This window comes from Streptomyces sp. NPDC126499 (assembly GCF_040302485.1).
Classification (GTDB): domain Bacteria; phylum Actinomycetota; class Actinomycetes; order Streptomycetales; family Streptomycetaceae; genus Streptomyces.
Genome location: NZ_JBEOUO010000007.1, coordinates 105,217 through 122,046, shown reverse-complemented (window position 1 = coordinate 122,046; position 16,830 = coordinate 105,217). Strand labels below are relative to the sequence as shown.

The 16,830-nt window shown below is 73.5% G+C and carries 14 protein-coding genes; 3 read left to right on the top strand and 11 right to left on the bottom strand.

Annotation, left to right across the window (positions count from 1 at the left end):
• The 10 genes from ABTZ91_RS12440 to ABTZ91_RS12395 all read right to left on the bottom strand — a co-directional run bounded on the left by ABTZ91_RS12440 (position 1) and on the right by ABTZ91_RS12395 (position 11,669).
• Positions 1–1,611, bottom strand: a complete 1,611-nt coding sequence (locus ABTZ91_RS12440; RefSeq protein ID WP_352077096.1) for an MFS transporter — start codon at positions 1,609–1,611, stop codon at positions 1–3.
• 94 nt (positions 1,612–1,705) lie between these two features.
• Complete coding sequence (locus ABTZ91_RS12435) at positions 1,706–3,694, bottom strand: Ig-like domain-containing protein (protein WP_352077095.1); 1,989 nt, start codon at positions 3,692–3,694, stop codon at positions 1,706–1,708.
• A 123-nt stretch (positions 3,695–3,817) separates the two neighbouring features.
• Positions 3,818–4,981 (bottom strand): MalY/PatB family protein, encoded by a 1,164-nt coding sequence (locus ABTZ91_RS12430; RefSeq protein WP_352077094.1) that lies wholly within the window; start codon positions 4,979–4,981, stop codon positions 3,818–3,820.
• Positions 4,982–5,068: 87 nt separating this feature from the next.
• The gene (fbaA, locus tag ABTZ91_RS12425; RefSeq protein WP_352077093.1) at positions 5,069–6,091 is read right to left on the bottom strand and encodes a class II fructose-bisphosphate aldolase; all 1,023 of its coding nucleotides are present in this window, start codon (positions 6,089–6,091) and stop codon (positions 5,069–5,071) included.
• Positions 6,092–6,312: 221 nt separating this feature from the next.
• Complete coding sequence (pyrE, locus tag ABTZ91_RS12420; protein WP_352077092.1) at positions 6,313–6,852, bottom strand: orotate phosphoribosyltransferase; 540 nt, start codon at positions 6,850–6,852, stop codon at positions 6,313–6,315.
• Between the two features lie 34 nt (positions 6,853–6,886).
• Positions 6,887–7,678, bottom strand: a complete 792-nt coding sequence (locus ABTZ91_RS12415) for an aldose 1-epimerase (RefSeq protein WP_352077091.1) — start codon at positions 7,676–7,678, stop codon at positions 6,887–6,889.
• 43 nt (positions 7,679–7,721) lie between these two features.
• Entirely contained in the window at positions 7,722–8,627 is a 906-nt protein-coding gene (locus tag ABTZ91_RS12410; RefSeq protein ID WP_352077090.1) for an SRPBCC family protein, read from the bottom strand.
• Between the two features lie 163 nt (positions 8,628–8,790).
• Entirely contained in the window at positions 8,791–10,542 is a 1,752-nt protein-coding gene (locus ABTZ91_RS12405) for a spermidine synthase (RefSeq protein ID WP_352077280.1), read from the bottom strand.
• A gap of 90 nt (positions 10,543–10,632) precedes the next feature.
• Complete coding sequence (locus ABTZ91_RS12400; RefSeq protein WP_352077089.1) at positions 10,633–11,151, bottom strand: DUF2617 family protein; 519 nt, start codon at positions 11,149–11,151, stop codon at positions 10,633–10,635.
• A gap of 329 nt (positions 11,152–11,480) precedes the next feature.
• A complete protein-coding gene (locus ABTZ91_RS12395) occupies positions 11,481–11,669 on the bottom strand; it encodes a hypothetical protein (protein ID WP_352077088.1) in 189 nt (62 codons plus the stop codon).
• Between the two features lie 209 nt (positions 11,670–11,878).
• Between ABTZ91_RS12395 and ABTZ91_RS12390 the strand changes: the two genes are divergently transcribed.
• The 3 genes from ABTZ91_RS12390 to ABTZ91_RS12380 all read left to right on the top strand — a co-directional run bounded on the left by ABTZ91_RS12390 (position 11,879) and on the right by ABTZ91_RS12380 (position 16,164).
• Positions 11,879–13,036: a pyridoxal phosphate-dependent aminotransferase gene (locus ABTZ91_RS12390; RefSeq protein WP_407077942.1), complete on the top strand. Its 1,158-nt coding sequence runs from the start codon at positions 11,879–11,881 to the stop codon at positions 13,034–13,036.
• A 96-nt stretch (positions 13,037–13,132) separates the two neighbouring features.
• On the top strand, positions 13,133–14,893 hold the full coding sequence (locus ABTZ91_RS12385) for an NlpC/P60 family protein (RefSeq protein ID WP_352077086.1): 1,761 nt from the start codon (positions 13,133–13,135) through the stop codon (positions 14,891–14,893).
• A gap of 218 nt (positions 14,894–15,111) precedes the next feature.
• Positions 15,112–16,164 (top strand): glycosyltransferase family 39 protein, encoded by a 1,053-nt coding sequence (locus ABTZ91_RS12380; protein ID WP_407077941.1) that lies wholly within the window; start codon positions 15,112–15,114, stop codon positions 16,162–16,164.
• A gap of 12 nt (positions 16,165–16,176) precedes the next feature.
• Here the strand turns inward: ABTZ91_RS12380 and ABTZ91_RS12375 are convergent, their stop codons facing one another.
• Positions 16,177–16,713 (bottom strand): YbjN domain-containing protein, encoded by a 537-nt coding sequence (locus ABTZ91_RS12375; protein ID WP_352077085.1) that lies wholly within the window; start codon positions 16,711–16,713, stop codon positions 16,177–16,179.
• Positions 16,714–16,830: the final 117 nt, after the last annotated feature.

Below are 16,830 nucleotides of genomic sequence, written 5' to 3'. Positions count from 1 at the left end.
TCAGCTCCCGCCACCCGGGCCGCCGGGCGGTGCGGGCCACTCCCCCGGACCGCCGGGCGGGGCCTGCCGCTTCCCCGGTCCGCCGGCCGCACCGGGGCCGCCGGGACCACCGGTCGCACCCGGGCCGCCGGGACCACCGGTCGCACCGGGGCCGCCGGCCGCACCGGCCGCGTCTCCCCGCGCGCGGCCCGGGTCCAGTGGAGGGGCCGTCACCCCGCAGTGCACCCGGCACTCGGGATGGCAGCCGGGCCGGGCCGGGGCGCGCAGGGTGAACCAGGCCAGGACCGCGCCCGCCACCAGCACCCCGGCGCAGATCGGCATCGCCCGCCGGAAGGTGGCACCGAACTCGGCCGCCGAGCGGTACGCCTCCGGGCCCATGCCCGCGAGCAGCGGCAGCGCCGCGACCGCGACCAGGCCCGCCGCCCGCGCCGCCGCGTTGTTGATGCCGCTCGCCAGGCCCGCCCGGGAGACGTCCACGGAGCCGAGCACGGTCGCCGTGAGCGGGGCCACCAGGACGGTCATGCCGAGGCCGAGGACGAGCAGGGCCGGCAGTACGTCCGCCGCGTACGAGGCGTCCGCACCCACCCGCAGCATCAGCAGCATCCCCGCCGCGCACAGCAGCGGCCCCACCGTGAGCGGCAGCCGCGGCCCGGTCCGCTCCCCCAGCTCCCCGGCCTTGGCCGAGAGCAGCAGCATCAGGACCGTCGTCGGCAGCAGGGCCGTACCGGCGCCGAGCGCCGAATAGCCGGAGACCACCTGGAGCTGGAGCGCGGCCAGGAAGAAGAAACCGCCGAACGCCGCGTACACGCACAGCGTCACCACGTTCACCGCCGTGAACAGCCGGGAGCGGAAGATCGACGGCGGCACCATGGCGTCCTCGCCGCGCCGCCGCTCCACCGCCACGAACCAGGCGCCGAGCAACACCCCGGCCACGCCCGCCCACCACGCCTCGCCGATCAGCGCGTACGTCACCAGCGCGAGCGCCGAGGCGCCGAGGACCGCCCCCACCACGTCGAACCGGCCGCGCGCCGCCTCGTCCCGCGACTCGGGCACGTGCCGCAGCGCCACCGGCACGCAGACCAGCGCGAGCGGCACGTTCAACAGGAACACCCACCGCCAGCCGGGGCCGTCCACCAGCCAGCCGCCGACGAACGGGCCGACCGCCGCGCCCACCCCGCCGAATCCGGACCACAGGCCGACCGCCCGCGCCCGGTCGTCCGGGTGGAAACTCGCCTGGATCAGCGCGAGCGAACCGGGCGTGAGCAGCGCCCCGCCGACCCCCTGGAGGGCACGGGCGGCGATCAGCACCCCCGCGTTCGGGGCGAGCCCGCACAGCAGCGAGGCGGCCGCGAACCACACGGTCCCGATCACGAAGACCCGCCGCCGCCCGTACCGGTCGCCGAGCGCCCCGCCGAGCAGGATCAGGCCGGCGAGGGTCAGCATGTAGGCGTTGACGGTCCACTGCAGGCCGGCGAGGTCGGCGCCCAGGTCCTCGCCGATGTGGGGCAGGGCGACGTTGACGACGGTGGAGTCGAGCAGCGCCATCCCCGAGCCGAGGACGGTCGTGAACACGATCCACCGACCGGTTGCCGAGGCGAGCCGGATGTCCATGCCTGCATGGTCCCGCGCACGGCAGGGCCCCGCCCGCCGGAACGGCGGACGGGGCCCTCACCCCGCGAGGGGTGCTCCGAGGCTCGGCGTGAGGTCAGCGCGTGAAGTTGAAGTGCTTCCACGGGCCGTAGACCGTGGCGTTCACGTTGTCACCGGAGGCGCCGTCGATGTAGGCGGAGCGGATGCGGAACTTGTGGCCCGCCAGGACCGGGTCGCCGTCGAAGCGCACGTACGACTTGCCGTACCGGTCGAGCAGGAAGTACTCCGGCCCGAGGTCACGCCAGGCACCGGCGTACCACATCTGGGCGTCCAGACGGGTGGCGCGGTCCGGGTACGCGTTGTGCCAGGTGGTGATCAGCGCGTAGTTCGACGTGCGGTACGTCTGGTACCAGGTGTTGCCGATCTTGGTCCACTTGTAGTGGCGCGACAGCGAGGTGGACACGCCGGCCCGGGTGTACGCGCCGGACTTGGCCTGCGCCCAGGCGTAGCGGGCGTCACCGGGGAAGACGGCGGTCACCGTGGTGTCGCGGTTCATCCACATCGACGCGGACAGCTTGCCGACCGAGTTGACGGTGCCGCGCTTGAGCAGCCGCTTGGGCTCGGGGCCCCACGGGTCGGCCCAGATCTCGACGACGCGGTTCTTGTACGTCGGGCCGAGCGTGGCCGTGTACGTGACGGTGGTGCCGTAGTTGACGGTGGTGCCGTTGCGGTCCAGCGTCAACGCCGGGCGCAGGTGCGAGACCCTGACCAGCGCGGTGCCGGAGGCCGGGGCGCGCTCGGCGTCGCCCGCGTACGCCACCTTGTACGTGACGCCGCCCGCGACGGTCGGCGTGTCCGCGAAGGAGAACGCGCCGTTCGCGCCGAGCGCCTTGGTGCCGAGCGACTTGCCCTGCGGGTTCTCGACGTCGAAGCGGGTCACGGCGACGGGCGTGCCGGCCGGCAGCGCCAGGGTGGAGGCGACGGTGCCGGTGACGGTGAGCGGCTTGAGCACCGGCGCGGTGGCCGGGGCGTTGACGGTCACCGTCGGCAGCGACTTGGTCGGCTCGTCCAGGACGTGCAGGCGGACCGAGCTGTCGTAGTTGCTGGTGACGGCGAAGAGGCGGCTGCCGCCCGGCTCCCAGGCGAGACCGCCGTCGGCCAGGCCGTCCCCGCCGCTGCTGCTCCCGGTGCTGGGGAAGTCGTACTGCCGGACCGAGGTCTTGTCCTGCGGCCGGTAGACGAAGACGTCCTTGCCGTACGCCGAGTCGGATCCCGCCGCGACGGTGCCGTCGGGCGCGACGGCCACGGCGGCACCGTGGTAGTCGCTCGCCAGGGTGTTGACCTCGGCGAGGTCCGCGCTCTGGAAGACGTGGTGCACGTTGCCGGCGTTGGCCGTGATGATCCGGCTGCCGTCCGGCGTGAAGGCCAGGTCGGTGGTGATGCCGCTCAGCGCGTTGTCGTTGCGCACGGTGCGGGTCGCCGTGCCCGTGGTCACGTCGTACGCCGCGAGCCGGAAGCGGTGGTAGTACGAGGACGCGGCGGCGATGGTGTTCGGGTTGGCCGGCGAGGCGACGAGCCTCGGGGCACCCGAGTAGTTCGTCTCGGTGTCCTGGGCCAGTGCCACGACCGGCTCGGTGCCGGAGATGTCGAGCGAGCCGATGTCGCCCTTGTCGCCGTTGCCGTAGCCGAACCAGATCTTGCCGCCCGCGAGCGCGAGGTGCTGCGGGTCGGTGCCCTCACCGGTCGCGTACCGGGCCTTCTCGGTGACCGTCTCGGTCTCCAGGGCGACGACCGCGTCGGCGCCCGGGACGGCCGCGTACAGATGCGTCGAGTCGGCGGAGAGCGCGAGGCCCGTGACACCCGGCAGGCCGGTGGTGGTGCTCAGCACCCGGCCCGCGTAGTCGGTCGCGACGACCTTCCCGAGGTACGGGTCGCTGATGAAGATCTTCTGGTGGACGCCGTCCACCACCAGGTCCCCCACGGAGGACATGGGCAGAACGGTGCTGCTGTCGGCGGACGCCGTGCCCGCCGTGCCCGCGACCAGGGCCGCGGAGCTGAAGAGGACCGCGAGCGACGTCGCGGCCGAGAGAGTGCGCTTGCGCACGATGATGTGACCCCCCACATGATCCTTCGCGCCCCGAGACCGAGGCGCGGTGAGCGCAGCCTAGATCACGCCTCGGACAGCGCGCCTCCCGGTATCCGTGGACACGTCAGGTCCGGCCCCGGCTCACGTGCGCCGCAGCCGGGCCGCCGCCCGGATGAGGGCCGCCACGCCGCGCTCGGCCTTGGCGCGGGGGCAGCCGACGTTGAGCCGGACGAAGCCCGGGGTGCCGTAGACGCCGCCCGGCATGATCGCGACCTTCTCGGTGGTCACCAGCTCCTCCTGGAGGGCGGCCTCGTCGATGCCCAGCGGGCGCAGGTCGATCCAGGCGAGGTAGCCCGCCTGCGGCGGGGCCCAGCGGAGGTCGGGGAGGCCGGTGGCGAGCCGGTCGCGGACCAGGTCCATGGTGCCGGCGACGTACTCCCGCAGCGCGTCCAGCCAGGGCGCGCCGTGCCGGTAGGCGGCGATGTGGGCGGTGAGGGACAGCACGGCCGGGGAGGCCAGGCCCTCGCCGGTCTCCATGCGGCGGATGAAGGCGGCCCGCTCCTCGGGGTCGCCGAGGAAGCCGTAGGAGCCGGAGAGCGCGGGGAAGTTGAAGGCCTTGGTGCCGGAGGTGACCAGGGCCCAGCGCCGGCCGCGTCCGGGCTCGGCGATCGCCGTCCACGGCACGTGGCGGTGGCCCTCGGCGGTCAGGTCGGCGTGGATCTCGTCGCTGACGACGGCGGCGCCGTGCCGCTCGGCGAGCCGGGCGAACTCCTTCAGCTCCTCCTCCCGCCACACCCGGCCGGTCGGGTTGTGCGGGGAGCACAGCAGCAGCATCCGGCTGTCGGGCCGGGCCAGCTCGCGTTCCAGGGCCTCCGTGTCGCCGACGGGGACGCCGCGCAGGTCCCGGCCGAGGCCGGTGACGGCCTTGCGGAAGCCGTCGTAGGTGGGGGTGTGCACGACGACGCCGTCGCCGGGCGCGGTCCACATGCGCAGCAGCTGGGAGAGCTGGCTGAGCACGGAAGGGGCGTAGACCATGGTGTCGGGGTCGACGGCGGTGCCGTGGCGGGTGGCGTACCAGTCCCGTACGGCCGTACGGAACTCGCCGAGGCGCCAGTCGGTATAGCCGAACACCCCGTGGTCGACCCGGGCGCGCAGCGCGTCGAGGACGGCCGGCGGGGAGGCGAAGTCCATGTCGGAGATGGTGAACGGCAGCAGGTCGGGCACGCCGAAGCGGTCGGACAGCCCGTCCCACTGGACCGACCAGGTGCCGCGCCGGTCTGTCGCTCGGTCGAAGTCGAACGCCACAGCTCATCCCCTTCGGATACGACGACGGGCCCGGCACCACTCTCGTGGTGCCGGGCCCGTTCGCACAACCGCGCGAGGCGGCGGCGCCTACTTCAGCTTCTGGCCGGCCGAGCGGAGCGCGGCGCAGGCCTCGGCGACCCGCTGGGCCATGCCGGCCTCGGCCAGCTTGCCCCAGGTGCGCGGGTCGTAGGTGGACTTCTTGCCGACCTCGCCGTCGACCTTCAGGACACCGTCGTAGTTCTTGAACATGTGGTCCGCCACCGGACGCGTGAAGGCGTACTGGGTGTCGGTGTCGAGGTTCATCTTCACCACGCCGTTCTCGATGGCGGTGGCGATCTCCTCGGCGGAGGAGCCGGAGCCGCCGTGGAAGACGAAGTCGAACGGGGAGGCCTTGCCGAACTTCTCCGCGACGCCCGCCTGGAGGTCCTTGAGCAGCTCGGGGCGGAGCACGACGTTGCCCGGCTTGTAGACGCCGTGGACGTTGCCGAAGGAGGCGGCCAGCAGGTAGCGGCCCTTCTCGCCCAGGCCCAGGGCCTCGGCGGTGCGGATGGCGTCGTCGACGGAGGTGTACAGCTCGTCGTTGATCTCGTGGCTGACGCCGTCCTCCTCGCCACCGGTCGGGGTGATCTCGACCTCAAGGATGATCTTGGCGGCGGCGGCCTTGGCGAGCAGCTCCTGCGCGATGGACAGGTTGTCCGCGAGGGTCTCGGCGGAGCCGTCCCACATGTGCGACTGGAAGAGCGGGTTCACACCGCGGGACACGCGCTCGGCGGAGATCTCCAGCAGCGGGCGGACGTAGCCGTCCAGCTTGTCCTTCGGGCAGTGGTCGGTGTGCAGCGCGACCGTGATGTCGTACTTCGCGGCGACGATGTGCGCGAACTCGGCCAGGGCGACGGCGCCGGTGACCATGTCCTTGTTGTGCTGGCCGCCCAGGAACTCGGCACCGCCGGTCGAGATCTGGATGATGCCGTCGCTCTCGGCCTCCGCGAAACCGCGCAGGGCGGCGTGGAGCGTCTGGGACGAGGTGACGTTGATGGCCGGGTAGGCGAACTTGCCTGCCTTCGCCCGGTCGAGCATCTCGTTGTAGACCTCGGGGGTTGCGATGGGCATTCGTCCGCTCCTTGTGATGTGCGGGTGTGTGCGTTGCTTGTCCCTGACCATGGGGGCGACGTCATCGTCGCCCCCATCCTTCCAGACTCTTCTGCGCACTCCCACAGGCACTACGCGACGAGGGGTGGAGTGTTTCACGTGAAACACTCCACCCCTCGACAAAACACCAGGTCAGAGCGGTTGTGGCCCGCTCCGGGGCCCGGGTCACGACTTCGCGGCGGTTACGCCAGTCCGAGATCCGACAGCTCGTAGGCGGTGAGGTACGGCAGACCCGCCTCGGCGATGGCCCCGGCGGCACCGCGGTCCACGATCGTGGCCACCGCGACGACCTCGCCGCCGGCCTCCCGCACGGCCTCGACGGCGGTCAGCGGAGAGCCGCCCGTGGTCGAGGTGTCCTCGACCACCAGGCAGCGACGGCCCTTGACGTCCGTGCCCTCGATCCGGCGCTGCATGCCGTGGGCCTTCTGCGCCTTGCGGACGACGAACGCGTCGAGGCGCTGACCGCGAGCGGCGGAGGCGTGCAGCATCGAGGTGGCGACCGGGTCGGCGCCCAGGGTCAGCCCGCCCACGCAGTCGAAGTCCAGCTCTGCGGTGAGGTCCAGCATCACCTGGCCGACCATGGGCGCGGCCTCGCCGTCCAGCGTGATCCGGCGCAGGTCGATGTAGTAGTCGGCCTCACGACCCGACGAGAGGGTCACCTTGCCGTGCACCACGGCCTTGTCCTTGATCTGCTGGAGCAGCTCAGCGCGTACGTCAGTCATGCGCACGAGCTTAGAGCCGCTGGAAGCCGCCCGCTCACAGCCGCCGCCAGGCCCAGGTCGTCTCGACCTCCAGCGGGTCGATGGGGGTGACCAGGCGCGGAAGGGTGTTGAGGCCGTTCGGGGGGCCGGACTGCGGCTCGACGCAGACCGCGTCCGCCGGCTCGTCGTAGATCACCACCCACTGGGCCCGGCTGGTGAGCCGCAGCTCGAGCTCGCCGGGCCAGGTGAGGGTGACGTCGACGCCGTCCGGCACGCCGAAGCAGTCGTCCCAGGGGCGGGGCGTCGGGTCGATCCGGCGGCCGGTGGGCAGGTGGTTCTCGCCGCGCTCCTCCTGCCAGCCGGGGCTGAAGCCGATCTCCACGTCCGGGCCGCCGAGGCTGCGGCGGAACCAGGGGTGCCAGCCGGCCTGCGCCGGGAAGGAGTCCCGGGCCGTCTCGACGCCCAGCCGGAGGGTGAGCGCGTCCTCGGTCAGCTCGAAGACCTGGGTGACCGTGCCCTCGTACGGCCAGGGCTCGGTCAGCTCGGTGGTGAACGCGGCCGTCGTCGCGGTGACCTCGGCGGTCTTCCAGGCCACGTCCCGGACGGTGCCGTGCAGGGCGTGCGGGGCGGCGTGCTCGCCGACGGGCAGCTGGTGGACGACGGCACCGTTGCGGAAGCGCCCGTTCTCGGTCCGGCCGGCCCACGGGGCCATCACGAAGGACCCGTACCGCGCTCCCTGGAGCAGCAGTTCGGTGCCGCCGATGCGGAGGCTGTCGATGCGGCAGCCGTGCTCCGGGTCGATCGTCACCTCGGCCTCGCCGGCCGTCAGTCGCGTCAGATTGGTCACGACCCGACGATAGGCGATGCCCCGCCGCTGTCGTGGCGGGTCGTCAGCGACGGCGGCGCAGCGCGCGGCCGACGACGACTGCGGAGGCGATCGCGAGGGCGGCGGCCGGGGCGATCCAGCGCAGGGTGGCCGTGGCGCTGGAGGTCTCGGCGGCCGGGACGGGGGCGTAGCGCCCGCGCGGCGGGGCGTGGTCGACCTCCTCCGCGCTCCGACCGATCATGGTCCGCCGGGCGTGCGCGGCCTCGGCGGGCTGACCGCCCCGGACGAGGTCGTCGTCCTCCTCGCCGTCGTCGAGGGGCGCGTCGAGAGGCCCGTCGAGAGCCTCGCCGGCGACCGCGTCGAAGGTCTCGTCGGCGAGCGGGTCCAGGGACGGCGGCGGGACCGGGGTGTCGAAGACCGAGGGGCGGCCGGGCTCCTCCACGCCGTCGTCGACACCGTCGTCGTCGCTCGCGGCCTCCGCCTCGCCCCGTGCCTCGGCCCGCGCCTCCGCCTCACGGGCCTCGGCCGCCATCTCCGCCTCCACGTCCGCGACGGCGACCAGGGCCTCGGCGAAACGGTCAAGCAGCCGGGCGCCCGCCGCGGCGCGGGCCTCAATGTCGGTGTCCGCGAGCCGGCCGGCGGCCGTCACCTCTCCGGTGAAGCCGATCGTGGTGCCCTCGGCCACCGGGGTGAGCGCCACGGTGAGGGCCAGCGTGGCCGTGCCCTTGCCGCGGACCTCCGTGCCCTCGCCCTCGACGGCGAAGCGCCCGCCTCGCTCGGCGATCCGCAGCGCCCCGCGGTAGGTGATGGTGTTGCCGCCGACCCGGACCTTCAGACGGCCCGCGAGCGGGCCGTCCTCCCCTTCGGTGTCCTGCTGGAAGCCGGGCACACAGCGCGCGACCCGGGCGGGGTCCGTCAGCGTGGCGCGCAGGACCTCGGCCGGGACCGGGACGAACACCTCATGCTCCATGGGAGCCGAGCCTACTCAGCCGGGGCCTCCACGTCGCCTGTCACGCGCGCGCTGGGTGCGGGCGGTGGGGCTCGGCACGGGCGGCGCGGCTCGGCACGGGCGGTGCGGCTCGGCACCTCCGTCGCGGCCCGGCACCACGGCGCCCCGGCACCGCCCATGCCGCTCAGTACCGCGGGTGCACCAGCGTCGACGGCGGCAGCCCGGACGACGCTCCCGTACGGGTGCGCTCGACGCGGTTCCCGGCCGCGGTGAGGACGTCGGGGGTCAGTGAGCGCAGCCGGGGCGCCTGAGCGGCGAGGGCGAGGTCGGGGGGCCGGGCGCCGGGGGCGGCGAGCAGGAAGCCCCACTCGCCGTGCGCGCCGGCCGGGCCGCCCGAGGAGCGGCGGGCCCGGTCGGGTCCGGCGGCGAGGCCCGAGACGCGGCCGCCCGCACCGTAGGGTCGGGTGGCGAAGCCCGCCGCGCGCAGGGTCGCGTCGACGGTCCAGTACGTGTGGGGCCGGGCGGCCGCCGATCCGGCGTGGACCACGAGCCGCCCGCCGTCGGCGAGGGCACCCGCGGCCAGCCCGTAGAACTCCTCCGAATAGAGCTTGGCTCCGGCGGTGATGCCGGGGTCGGGGAGGTCGGAGATCACCACGTCGTACCGTTCCTGCACGGGCCGGGAGCGGCGCAGCCAGCGGAAGGCGTCCCCGTAGGCGACGGTCACCCGGGGGTCCCGGAAGGCGTAGCCGTTGAGCGCGGCCAGGCCGGGGTCGGTGCGGGCGAGGCGGACGACGCCGGGGTCGAGTTCGACGACGGTGACCGCGCGGACGTCCGGGTAGCGCAGCACCTCGCGGGCGGCGAGGCCGTCACCGCCGCCGAGGATCAGGACGCGGGCGTGCCGGCCGTTCATCGCGGGGTGCACCAGGGCCTCGTGGTACCGGTACTCGTCCTGGCCGCCGACGCGCAGCCGGCCGTTCACGAACAGGTCGGGCGGCCCGCCCCGCTCGCCGGTGACCACCACTTCCTGGAGCTCGGTCTGCACGGCGACCCGGACGCTGTCGCCGTACACCGCCCGGCGCGCGGCCCGCTCGAAGTCGTCGACGAGCACGGTCGCGGTGGCGAGGACGGCGAGCACCGAGACGTTGACGGTGATGAGCAGCGCCCGCGAACGGGCCGTCAGGTCGTGCCGGAACAGCCAGAGCACGAGGCCGCCGCCCGCCACCGCGTTGACCGCGCCGGTGACGAGCGCGCCGGTGAGCTGCCCGAGCCAGGGCAGCAGCAGGAACGGAAAGGCGAGCCCGCCGACGAGCGCGCCCACGTAGTCGGCGGCGAACAGGTCGGCGACCGTCCCGGCGGCGTCCTGCTGCTTCGACGGCCGGTCCTGCGGGTCCGGCTCCGGCCGGTCCCGCCGGTCCCGCCGGTCCCGCCCGTCCTGCCGCTCCGACCGCCCGTCCTGCTGCTCCGGCCGGTCCCGCCCGTCCCGTCCGTCCCGTCCGTCCTGCCGGGCCGACTCCGCCCGCTGGATGAGCGACATCAGCAGCGGGATCTCCGCCCCGATCAGCACCCCGATGGCCAGGGAGAACGCCACCAGCACGTAACGGGACTCGCCCAGCCAGGCGAAGGCCGCGTACAGCACCATCGCCGAACAGCCGCCGAGCAGCGCCAGGCCGGCCTCGACCAGGCCGAAGCCGACCGCGGCGCGGCAGCGCAGCCGCTTGGCGAGCAGCGAGCCGACCCCCATCGCGAAGACCATGACGGACAGCACGACGGAGGCCTGGGTGACCGAGTCGCCGATCAAGTACGAGGCGAGGGCCACCAGTTCGAGCTCGTACACCAGTCCGCAGGCGGCGCAGACGAAGACCACCGCGAGCACCGGATACCGCACCGCACCGGGCCGCGCCGGCAGCCGCGCCGCCCGCTCGGTCGGCAGGGGCATGGTCACGGGCGGGTCGGTCATGACGTAACGCTACGTCACGTTTCGATCCCACCCTGTCACCCGTGCGAGTGCACCTGAGGCATATGTGCGTCAGAGCACGGCCGGCGTCCGGGCGCCGATCCGGGTTCTGGTCACCACCAACTGCCCTTCCTGCGGGTACGCGTGCCAGGTGCGCCAGCGCACCTGGCCCTCGTGACGCTGCGCCAGCATCGCCGTGAAGGCGTGCGGCGAGCCGGGGAAGGTGCCCGCCAGACCGTGGGGGTGGTCGGCGACGAGGGCGAGGAGCTCCTGCGCGCGGCCCGCGAACGAGCCCTGGTTCAGGTTCTCGACGCGGGCCGCGAATTCGTACTCCCACTCGCCCACCCGCTTGGACACGCCCAGTGGCAGCGGTGTACTGCTGCCGGGCATGCAGGCGACGGTCTCCGAGCAACTACGGTCCTCTTCCTCCAGGAGCACCTGGTGGGAGGCCCCGAGCAGCCGCAACTGCAGCTTCGCTCCGGCGAGTTGGAGGTCGAGCACGGCGAGCGCGGGCAGCGGATCGCGCCCCAGCGCCCAGGCCAGGTCAGCCGCGCGCGTGTCGGTGTAGGAGGTCTTCAGGGTCGTGAGCATGGGTCGGCTCCGCAAACACGGTTTGACGGGTGGGCCGGGGGCGTCCCGGTGAAGGGTTTCGACCGGGAGTGGGGATCGCCGGCTCGGGTCCACACACGGTCCGAGGGCTGGATGTTCTCAACAGCGAGGGAATCATGAACCCTGGGTAGCTCGCTGTGTTTTTACCCAACTTGACGTGGTTTCCATCCCCTAGGGGGCTCTTGGGCTCAACTGTTCAGTAGGGATCCGGCGTGTGGCTGCCGGCCACCGCCAACGGCAGGCCCATGGCGGGGTGTTGCGGGGCCGACCCGTCCGTGGCCCCGCACCCCTCGCCCCCTCGGTCGGCCGCCTCAGTCGCCGCCGCCCCCGCCGCAGCCGCCACCGCCGCCGCAGGACGAGCCGCAGCCGCCCCCGGAGGAGCCCCCGCTCCCGCTCGACCAGCCGCCGCCCCGGCGCCGCCGACGGGAGCCGCCGCTCACCGCCGACGCGAAGCCGATGACCACCAGGGCGCAGATCACCACGATCACTACCGCTTCCATGTCGTGTCCCCCGTACGTGTCCGTATCCGTTGTCCGGTATCGCTGTCCGGTATCCGTCGTCCGGTGCCGGTTTTCCGGTGTCGGTCCCCCGGCATCCGTTTTCCGGTGACTTCGGAGCCTTTCGTGCTCCGTGCCAGGGGGATGCCCGCCGTGCCGCGCAGCCAAAGCGCACTTGAGCAAGTCCAGAGCTTCGCCCGAGGATGACCGGCATGACACGACCGCTGCTCAATCGCCGGCTCGCGGAGTTCGGGACGACCATCTTCGCCGAGATGTCCGCGCTGGCCGTCCGGACCGGTTCGATCAACCTGGGTCAGGGCTTCCCGGACACCGACGGCCCCGAGGAGATCCGCGAGGCCGCCGTCCGGGCACTGCGCGACGGCCGGGGCAACCAGTACCCGCCGGGCCCCGGCGTCCCGGAGCTGCGCACCGCCGTCGCCGACCACCAGCGGCGCTTCTACGGCCTGGAGGTCGACCCGGACACGGAGGTCCTGGTCACGGCGGGTGCGACGGAGGCGATCGCGGCGACGCTGCTCGCCCTCCTGGAGCCCGGCGACGAGGTGATCGCCTTTGAGCCGTACTACGACTCGTACGCGGCCTGCATCGCGATGGCCGGCGGCCGGCGCGTCCCCCTGACGCTGCGCGCCCCCGGCTTCCGCCCCGACCTGGACGCCCTGCGCGACGCGGTCACGGACCGCACCCGGCTGCTGCTCCTGAACTCCCCGCACAACCCCACGGGCATGGTCCTGTCCCGCGAGGAGCTGAGGGCGATCGCCGAGCTCGCGGTGGAACGGGACCTGCTCGTCGTCACGGACGAGGTCTACGAGCACCTGGTGTTCGACGGCGAGCACGTGCCGCTGATCTCGCTGCCCGGGATGCGCGAGCGCACGGTCTCCATCTCCTCGGCCGGCAAGTCCTTCTCCTTCACCGGGTGGAAGGTCGGCTGGGTGACCGCCTCCGCCCCGCTGCTGACGGCCGTCCGCTCGGCGAAGCAGTTCCTGACGTACGTCTCCTCCGGCCCGTTCCAGTACGCGGTGGCCGAGGCGCTCGCGCTGCCCGACGCGTACTTCACGGCCTTCCGCGACGGACTGGCCGCCAAGCGCGAGCTGCTCTCCGCCGGCCTCCAGGAGGCGGGATTCGACGTCTACCGGCCCCAGGGCACCTACTTCGTCACCACGGACGTGGCCGCGCTCGGCGAGAAGGACGCCCTCGCCTTCTGCCGCTCGCTGCCCGAGCGCTGCGGCGTCGTCGCGGTCCCCAACTCGGTCTTCTACGACGACGAGAACGCCGGCCGCACCCAGGTCCGTTTCGCGTTCTGCAAGCGGGACGAGGTCCTGCGGGAGGCCGTGTCCCGGCTCCGCCGGCTGTGAGACCTCCCCGGCCCTCGGGGCACCGCGGCACGGGCCGATAGGGTCCCCTCGCCCGGTCGAACGACCGTCGCGTCCGTCACCCATGGGGGGTCCCGCATGCCCGCAGCGCAGTTCCGGCCGAGCCGCAGAAGCGCCCTGATCGCCCTCGCCGGCGCGGCGGCCGGCGGCGCGCTCCCGATGGCCGCCGCGCCCGCCGCCGTGGCGGACACCGCGACGACGGTGCCGTCCGCGGGGGCGGCCGGTCCGGCCGGCCCGGGGGCCCGGCTGCCGCTGCTGGTCGACCCGACCGACCCGTGGCACTTCGCCCCGCACCCGGCGGGCGCCCTGACGACCCGTACCGTTCCCGGCGGTCTGGAGGTCTCCGACGACCGGGGCGTCCTCGCCACGCTCACCACCGGGGCGCGGACGGTGACCCTGCGGGGGCCGAGGCGCTGGTTCACCGAGCAGAAGAAGGCCGTCAGGGACGCGTTCGACCGCGTGCCGCCCGGCGGCGGGTGGGGCATGTCGCCCGGCGGCGGCACCTGGTCGCACCACAACGGCGTCGCCGCCGACTACTTCGTGGAGAGCGGCCGGGCGGCGATCACCCTCGCCGCCGGGAAGAGCCGCTACTCCCTGCTGCCCGACAAGGCGATCGGCGACCTCCACGCGGCCGCCCGGTTCTCCTTCGACCGGCTGCCCGCCGGCGCGCCCGTCTCGCTCGCCCTCGTCTTCTCCGCCCGGGACGTCAACAACCACTACCGCGCCCGGCTGATCGTCACCCCCGCCGGCGAGGTCCAGCTCGCCCTGGAGAAGGAGCTCGCCGACACACCGGTCACCCTGAGCGCGCCCGTCACCGTCGGCACCGGGTTCGCGGCCTACGACCACTGGTGGGTCCGCGTCGACCGGACCGGCGACCTGCTGCGCGCGCGTGCCTGGAAGCACGTCGCGGGCGGGACCGAGCCCGACGTCTGGCACCACAGCGCGTACGACCCCGAGAAGGACCCCTCGAAGGTCTTCCGCACCGGAGCCGTCGGCGTCCGCGCTCTCGCCTCCACCGGCGCCACCGTGACCCCGCAGGCCCGGATCTACGACGTCACCCTCGACTCGGCCACCTGGACCGAGCCGCCGCTCGTCACCCACGACACGTGGGTACGGGTCCTTCCCGAGCCCTTCGACGGCGCCTGGGCCCCGGCCGTCGAGCAGCGGATCCGCGCGTGGGCCGGTGACACCTCCCCCGACGTCCTCGCGTACGCGAGCATGTACCGGCCCTTCGCCCCGGCGATCACCGACCCCGCCCGGCAGGGCGCGCGGGTCCTCGGCGAGGCCGGCTACAGCAAGGCCGACCCGACGACCGGCCTGCGCAAGGTCGGGGCCGACTTCCACGAGTACATGGGGCTCGACTGGGACTTCCCCGCGAGCGGCGAGCACGCGGCCGCCGACCCGGACTTCAAGGGCCACCTGGACTGCTCGGGCTTCGTCCGCATGGTCTACGGCCACCACATGGGCATCCCGATGGTCCTCTACCGGCAGTTCGACGGCCACGGCCTGCCGCGCGAGTCCAAGGACATCGCGGCCTCCGGCCCCGGGGTGAAGATCGCCGACGGCGGCGTCGGCCAGGCCCCGCCGCTCGACGGCCTGCGCATCGGGGACGCGGTCTTCTTCGACACCGACGAGGACTCCGACGCGGGCGGCCACATCGGCATCTACCTGGGCCCGGACCAGCACGGCGGACTGCGCTTCGTCTCCAGCCGCAAGACACCGAACGGGCCCACCATCGCCGACGTGGGCGGCAGGTCGATCCTCAACGGCGCGCCGAGGACCGAGACGAGCAACGGCGACCTGTACACCCACGCGCTGCGGGTGATCCGCCGCTTCTGATCCGCGCGCCCCCTCCGTGCGCCGCCTCTTGTCCGGTAAACCGATTTGTCGGATGGATCCCGGATTTCCCGCGCGCACGGAGGTGCCCCCTGTCCGCCGAGACGCTCGACCGCCCGGCTTCCACCGCCGTCCCGGCCCGGCGGCTGCCCCGCCCCCTGGACTCGCTGCACCGCGCCGCGCCCGCCCTGGGGCTGTTCGCCGCCGCCCGGCTCACCGGCATGCTGGCGCTCGCCCTGTGGGCGTGGCACACCGGGCGCTCGCCGCGCGCGCTGCTCGCGAAGTCCTGGGACTCGGACTGGTACCTCCGGATCGCCGCCCACGGCTACGGCCGCACCCTGACCTGGCCCGACGGGGCCGTCCAGTCGGACCTGGCCTTCTTCCCGCTGTATCCGGCACTCGTGCGGGCGGTCACCACCGTGCTGCCCGTGGCGGGCGGCACGGCCGGACTGCTGCTGTCCTGGCTCGCCGCGGGCGCCGCCGCCTGGGGGATCTACCTGGTCGCGGAACGCCTCGGCGGGCGGCCCGTCGCCGTCCTGACGGTGCTGCTGTGGGGGCTGCTGCCGCACTCGATCGTGCTGACGATGGCGTACACCGAGCCGCTGATGACCGCCTTCGCCGCCTGGTCCCTGTACGCGGTGCTGACCCGCCGCTGGCTGTGGGCGGGCGCCCTGGCCGCGTTCGCCGGGCTCTCCCGGCCCAACGGGGTCGCCGTCGCCGCGGCCGTCCTCGCCGCCGTCGCCGTGGAGCTGTGGCGGCGGCGCGGCCGGGCCGGGTGGCCGGTGTGGGCGGGGGCCGTGCTCGCGCCGACGGGCTGGCTCTCGTACGTGCTGTGGGTCGGCGCCCGGCGCGGCGACCTCCTCGGCGGCTACTTCGCCGTGCAGGAGGGCTGGACCTCGCGCTTCGACTTCGGGCACGGCGCGCTGGTCTTCGTACGGGACATGCTGAAGGGCCCGACGCAGTTCGGCTACGCGATGGCCCTGGTCATCACGGCGGCCGGGGTGCTGCTCTTCGTGCTGCTCGCGCTGTTCGAGCGGCCGCCGCTGCCGGTGCTGGTCTACGCCGGCGTGCTCGTGCTGATCACCGTCGGCGGCTCGGGCTTCTTCGAGTCGAAGCCGCGCTTCCTGCTGCCGGCCTTCCCGCTGCTGCTGCCGCTGGCCCGCGCCATGACGAGAGCCCGGCCGGGCGCCGCGATCACGGTGATCGCGGGCCTGGCCGGGCTCTCGTTCGCGTACGGGGTCTACGTGCTCGCGTTCGCCCGTATGGCCCTGTGAGGCCGGGGAGGACTACTCGGCGGCGTCGCCGGGCTCCTTGTCCTGCGGGGACTCCAGGCCGAACTGCTCGACGATCCACTTGTCGAACTCGATCGACGCGCGGACCCAGCTGACCGTGGAGGACACGAAGTGCTCCAGGGCCACACCGGTGCCGATCAGCATCTGGGCCTCACCGATGAGACGGAGGGTGGCGGAGCCGTCCTCCTCCTCGTGCAGGTGGGTGTAGACCTTGGGCCACAGGGTGCGGCGGTTCCAGTCGTCGATCGCGTCGAGGATCTTGGCGCGGTCGTCCGCCGCGTGCGGGCGGTCGTAGAACGTGCGGACGGAGAAGACCTGCTGCTCGGCCTCGCCGCGGAACATGAAGTACGTGCGGAAGTCCTCCCACGGCGCCGCGAGGTCACCCTCGTCGTCGACGACGTACTTCAGCTCCATCTGGTCGAGGAGCTGCTTGACCAGATCCTGGTCGGGGACGACGGGGCCCGCCGGTCCTGCTGCCTGAGGCTGGGGCTGGGCCCCGAAATTCGGAATCGAGGACGGGTCGATGCTCACCGGGTTCTTCCCTTCGTACGGATGCCCGCCATCCTCCCCCATGCCGGGCGGTACGTGGCAAGTCCCCACGGCGCGGATCCGCTGCGGGCTGACAGGATCCGCCCCTCGGAGCACATC

Excerpts from the sequence above, each read along its gene's own strand:
- ABTZ91_RS12440 (WP_352077096.1), bottom strand. The coding sequence starts at position 1,611 with ATGGACATCCGGCTCGCCTCGGCAACCGGTCGGTGGATCGTGTTCACG.
- fbaA (WP_352077093.1), bottom strand. The coding sequence starts at position 6,091 with ATGCCCATCGCAACCCCCGAGGTCTACAACGAGATGCTCGACCGGGCG.
- pyrE (WP_352077092.1), bottom strand. The coding sequence starts at position 6,852 with ATGACTGACGTACGCGCTGAGCTGCTCCAGCAGATCAAGGACAAGGCC.
- ABTZ91_RS12410 (WP_352077090.1), bottom strand. The coding sequence starts at position 8,627 with ATGGAGCATGAGGTGTTCGTCCCGGTCCCGGCCGAGGTCCTGCGCGCC.
- ABTZ91_RS12405 (WP_352077280.1), bottom strand. The coding sequence starts at position 10,542 with ATGCCCCTGCCGACCGAGCGGGCGGCGCGGCTGCCGGCGCGGCCCGGT.
- ABTZ91_RS12400 (WP_352077089.1), bottom strand. The coding sequence starts at position 11,151 with ATGCTCACGACCCTGAAGACCTCCTACACCGACACGCGCGCGGCTGAC.
- ABTZ91_RS12395 (WP_352077088.1), bottom strand. The coding sequence starts at position 11,669 with ATGGAAGCGGTAGTGATCGTGGTGATCTGCGCCCTGGTGGTCATCGGC.
- ABTZ91_RS12390 (WP_407077942.1), top strand. The coding sequence starts at position 11,879 with ATGACACGACCGCTGCTCAATCGCCGGCTCGCGGAGTTCGGGACGACC.
- ABTZ91_RS12385 (WP_352077086.1), top strand. The coding sequence starts at position 13,133 with ATGCCCGCAGCGCAGTTCCGGCCGAGCCGCAGAAGCGCCCTGATCGCC.
- ABTZ91_RS12380 (WP_407077941.1), top strand. The coding sequence starts at position 15,112 with ATGCTGGCGCTCGCCCTGTGGGCGTGGCACACCGGGCGCTCGCCGCGC.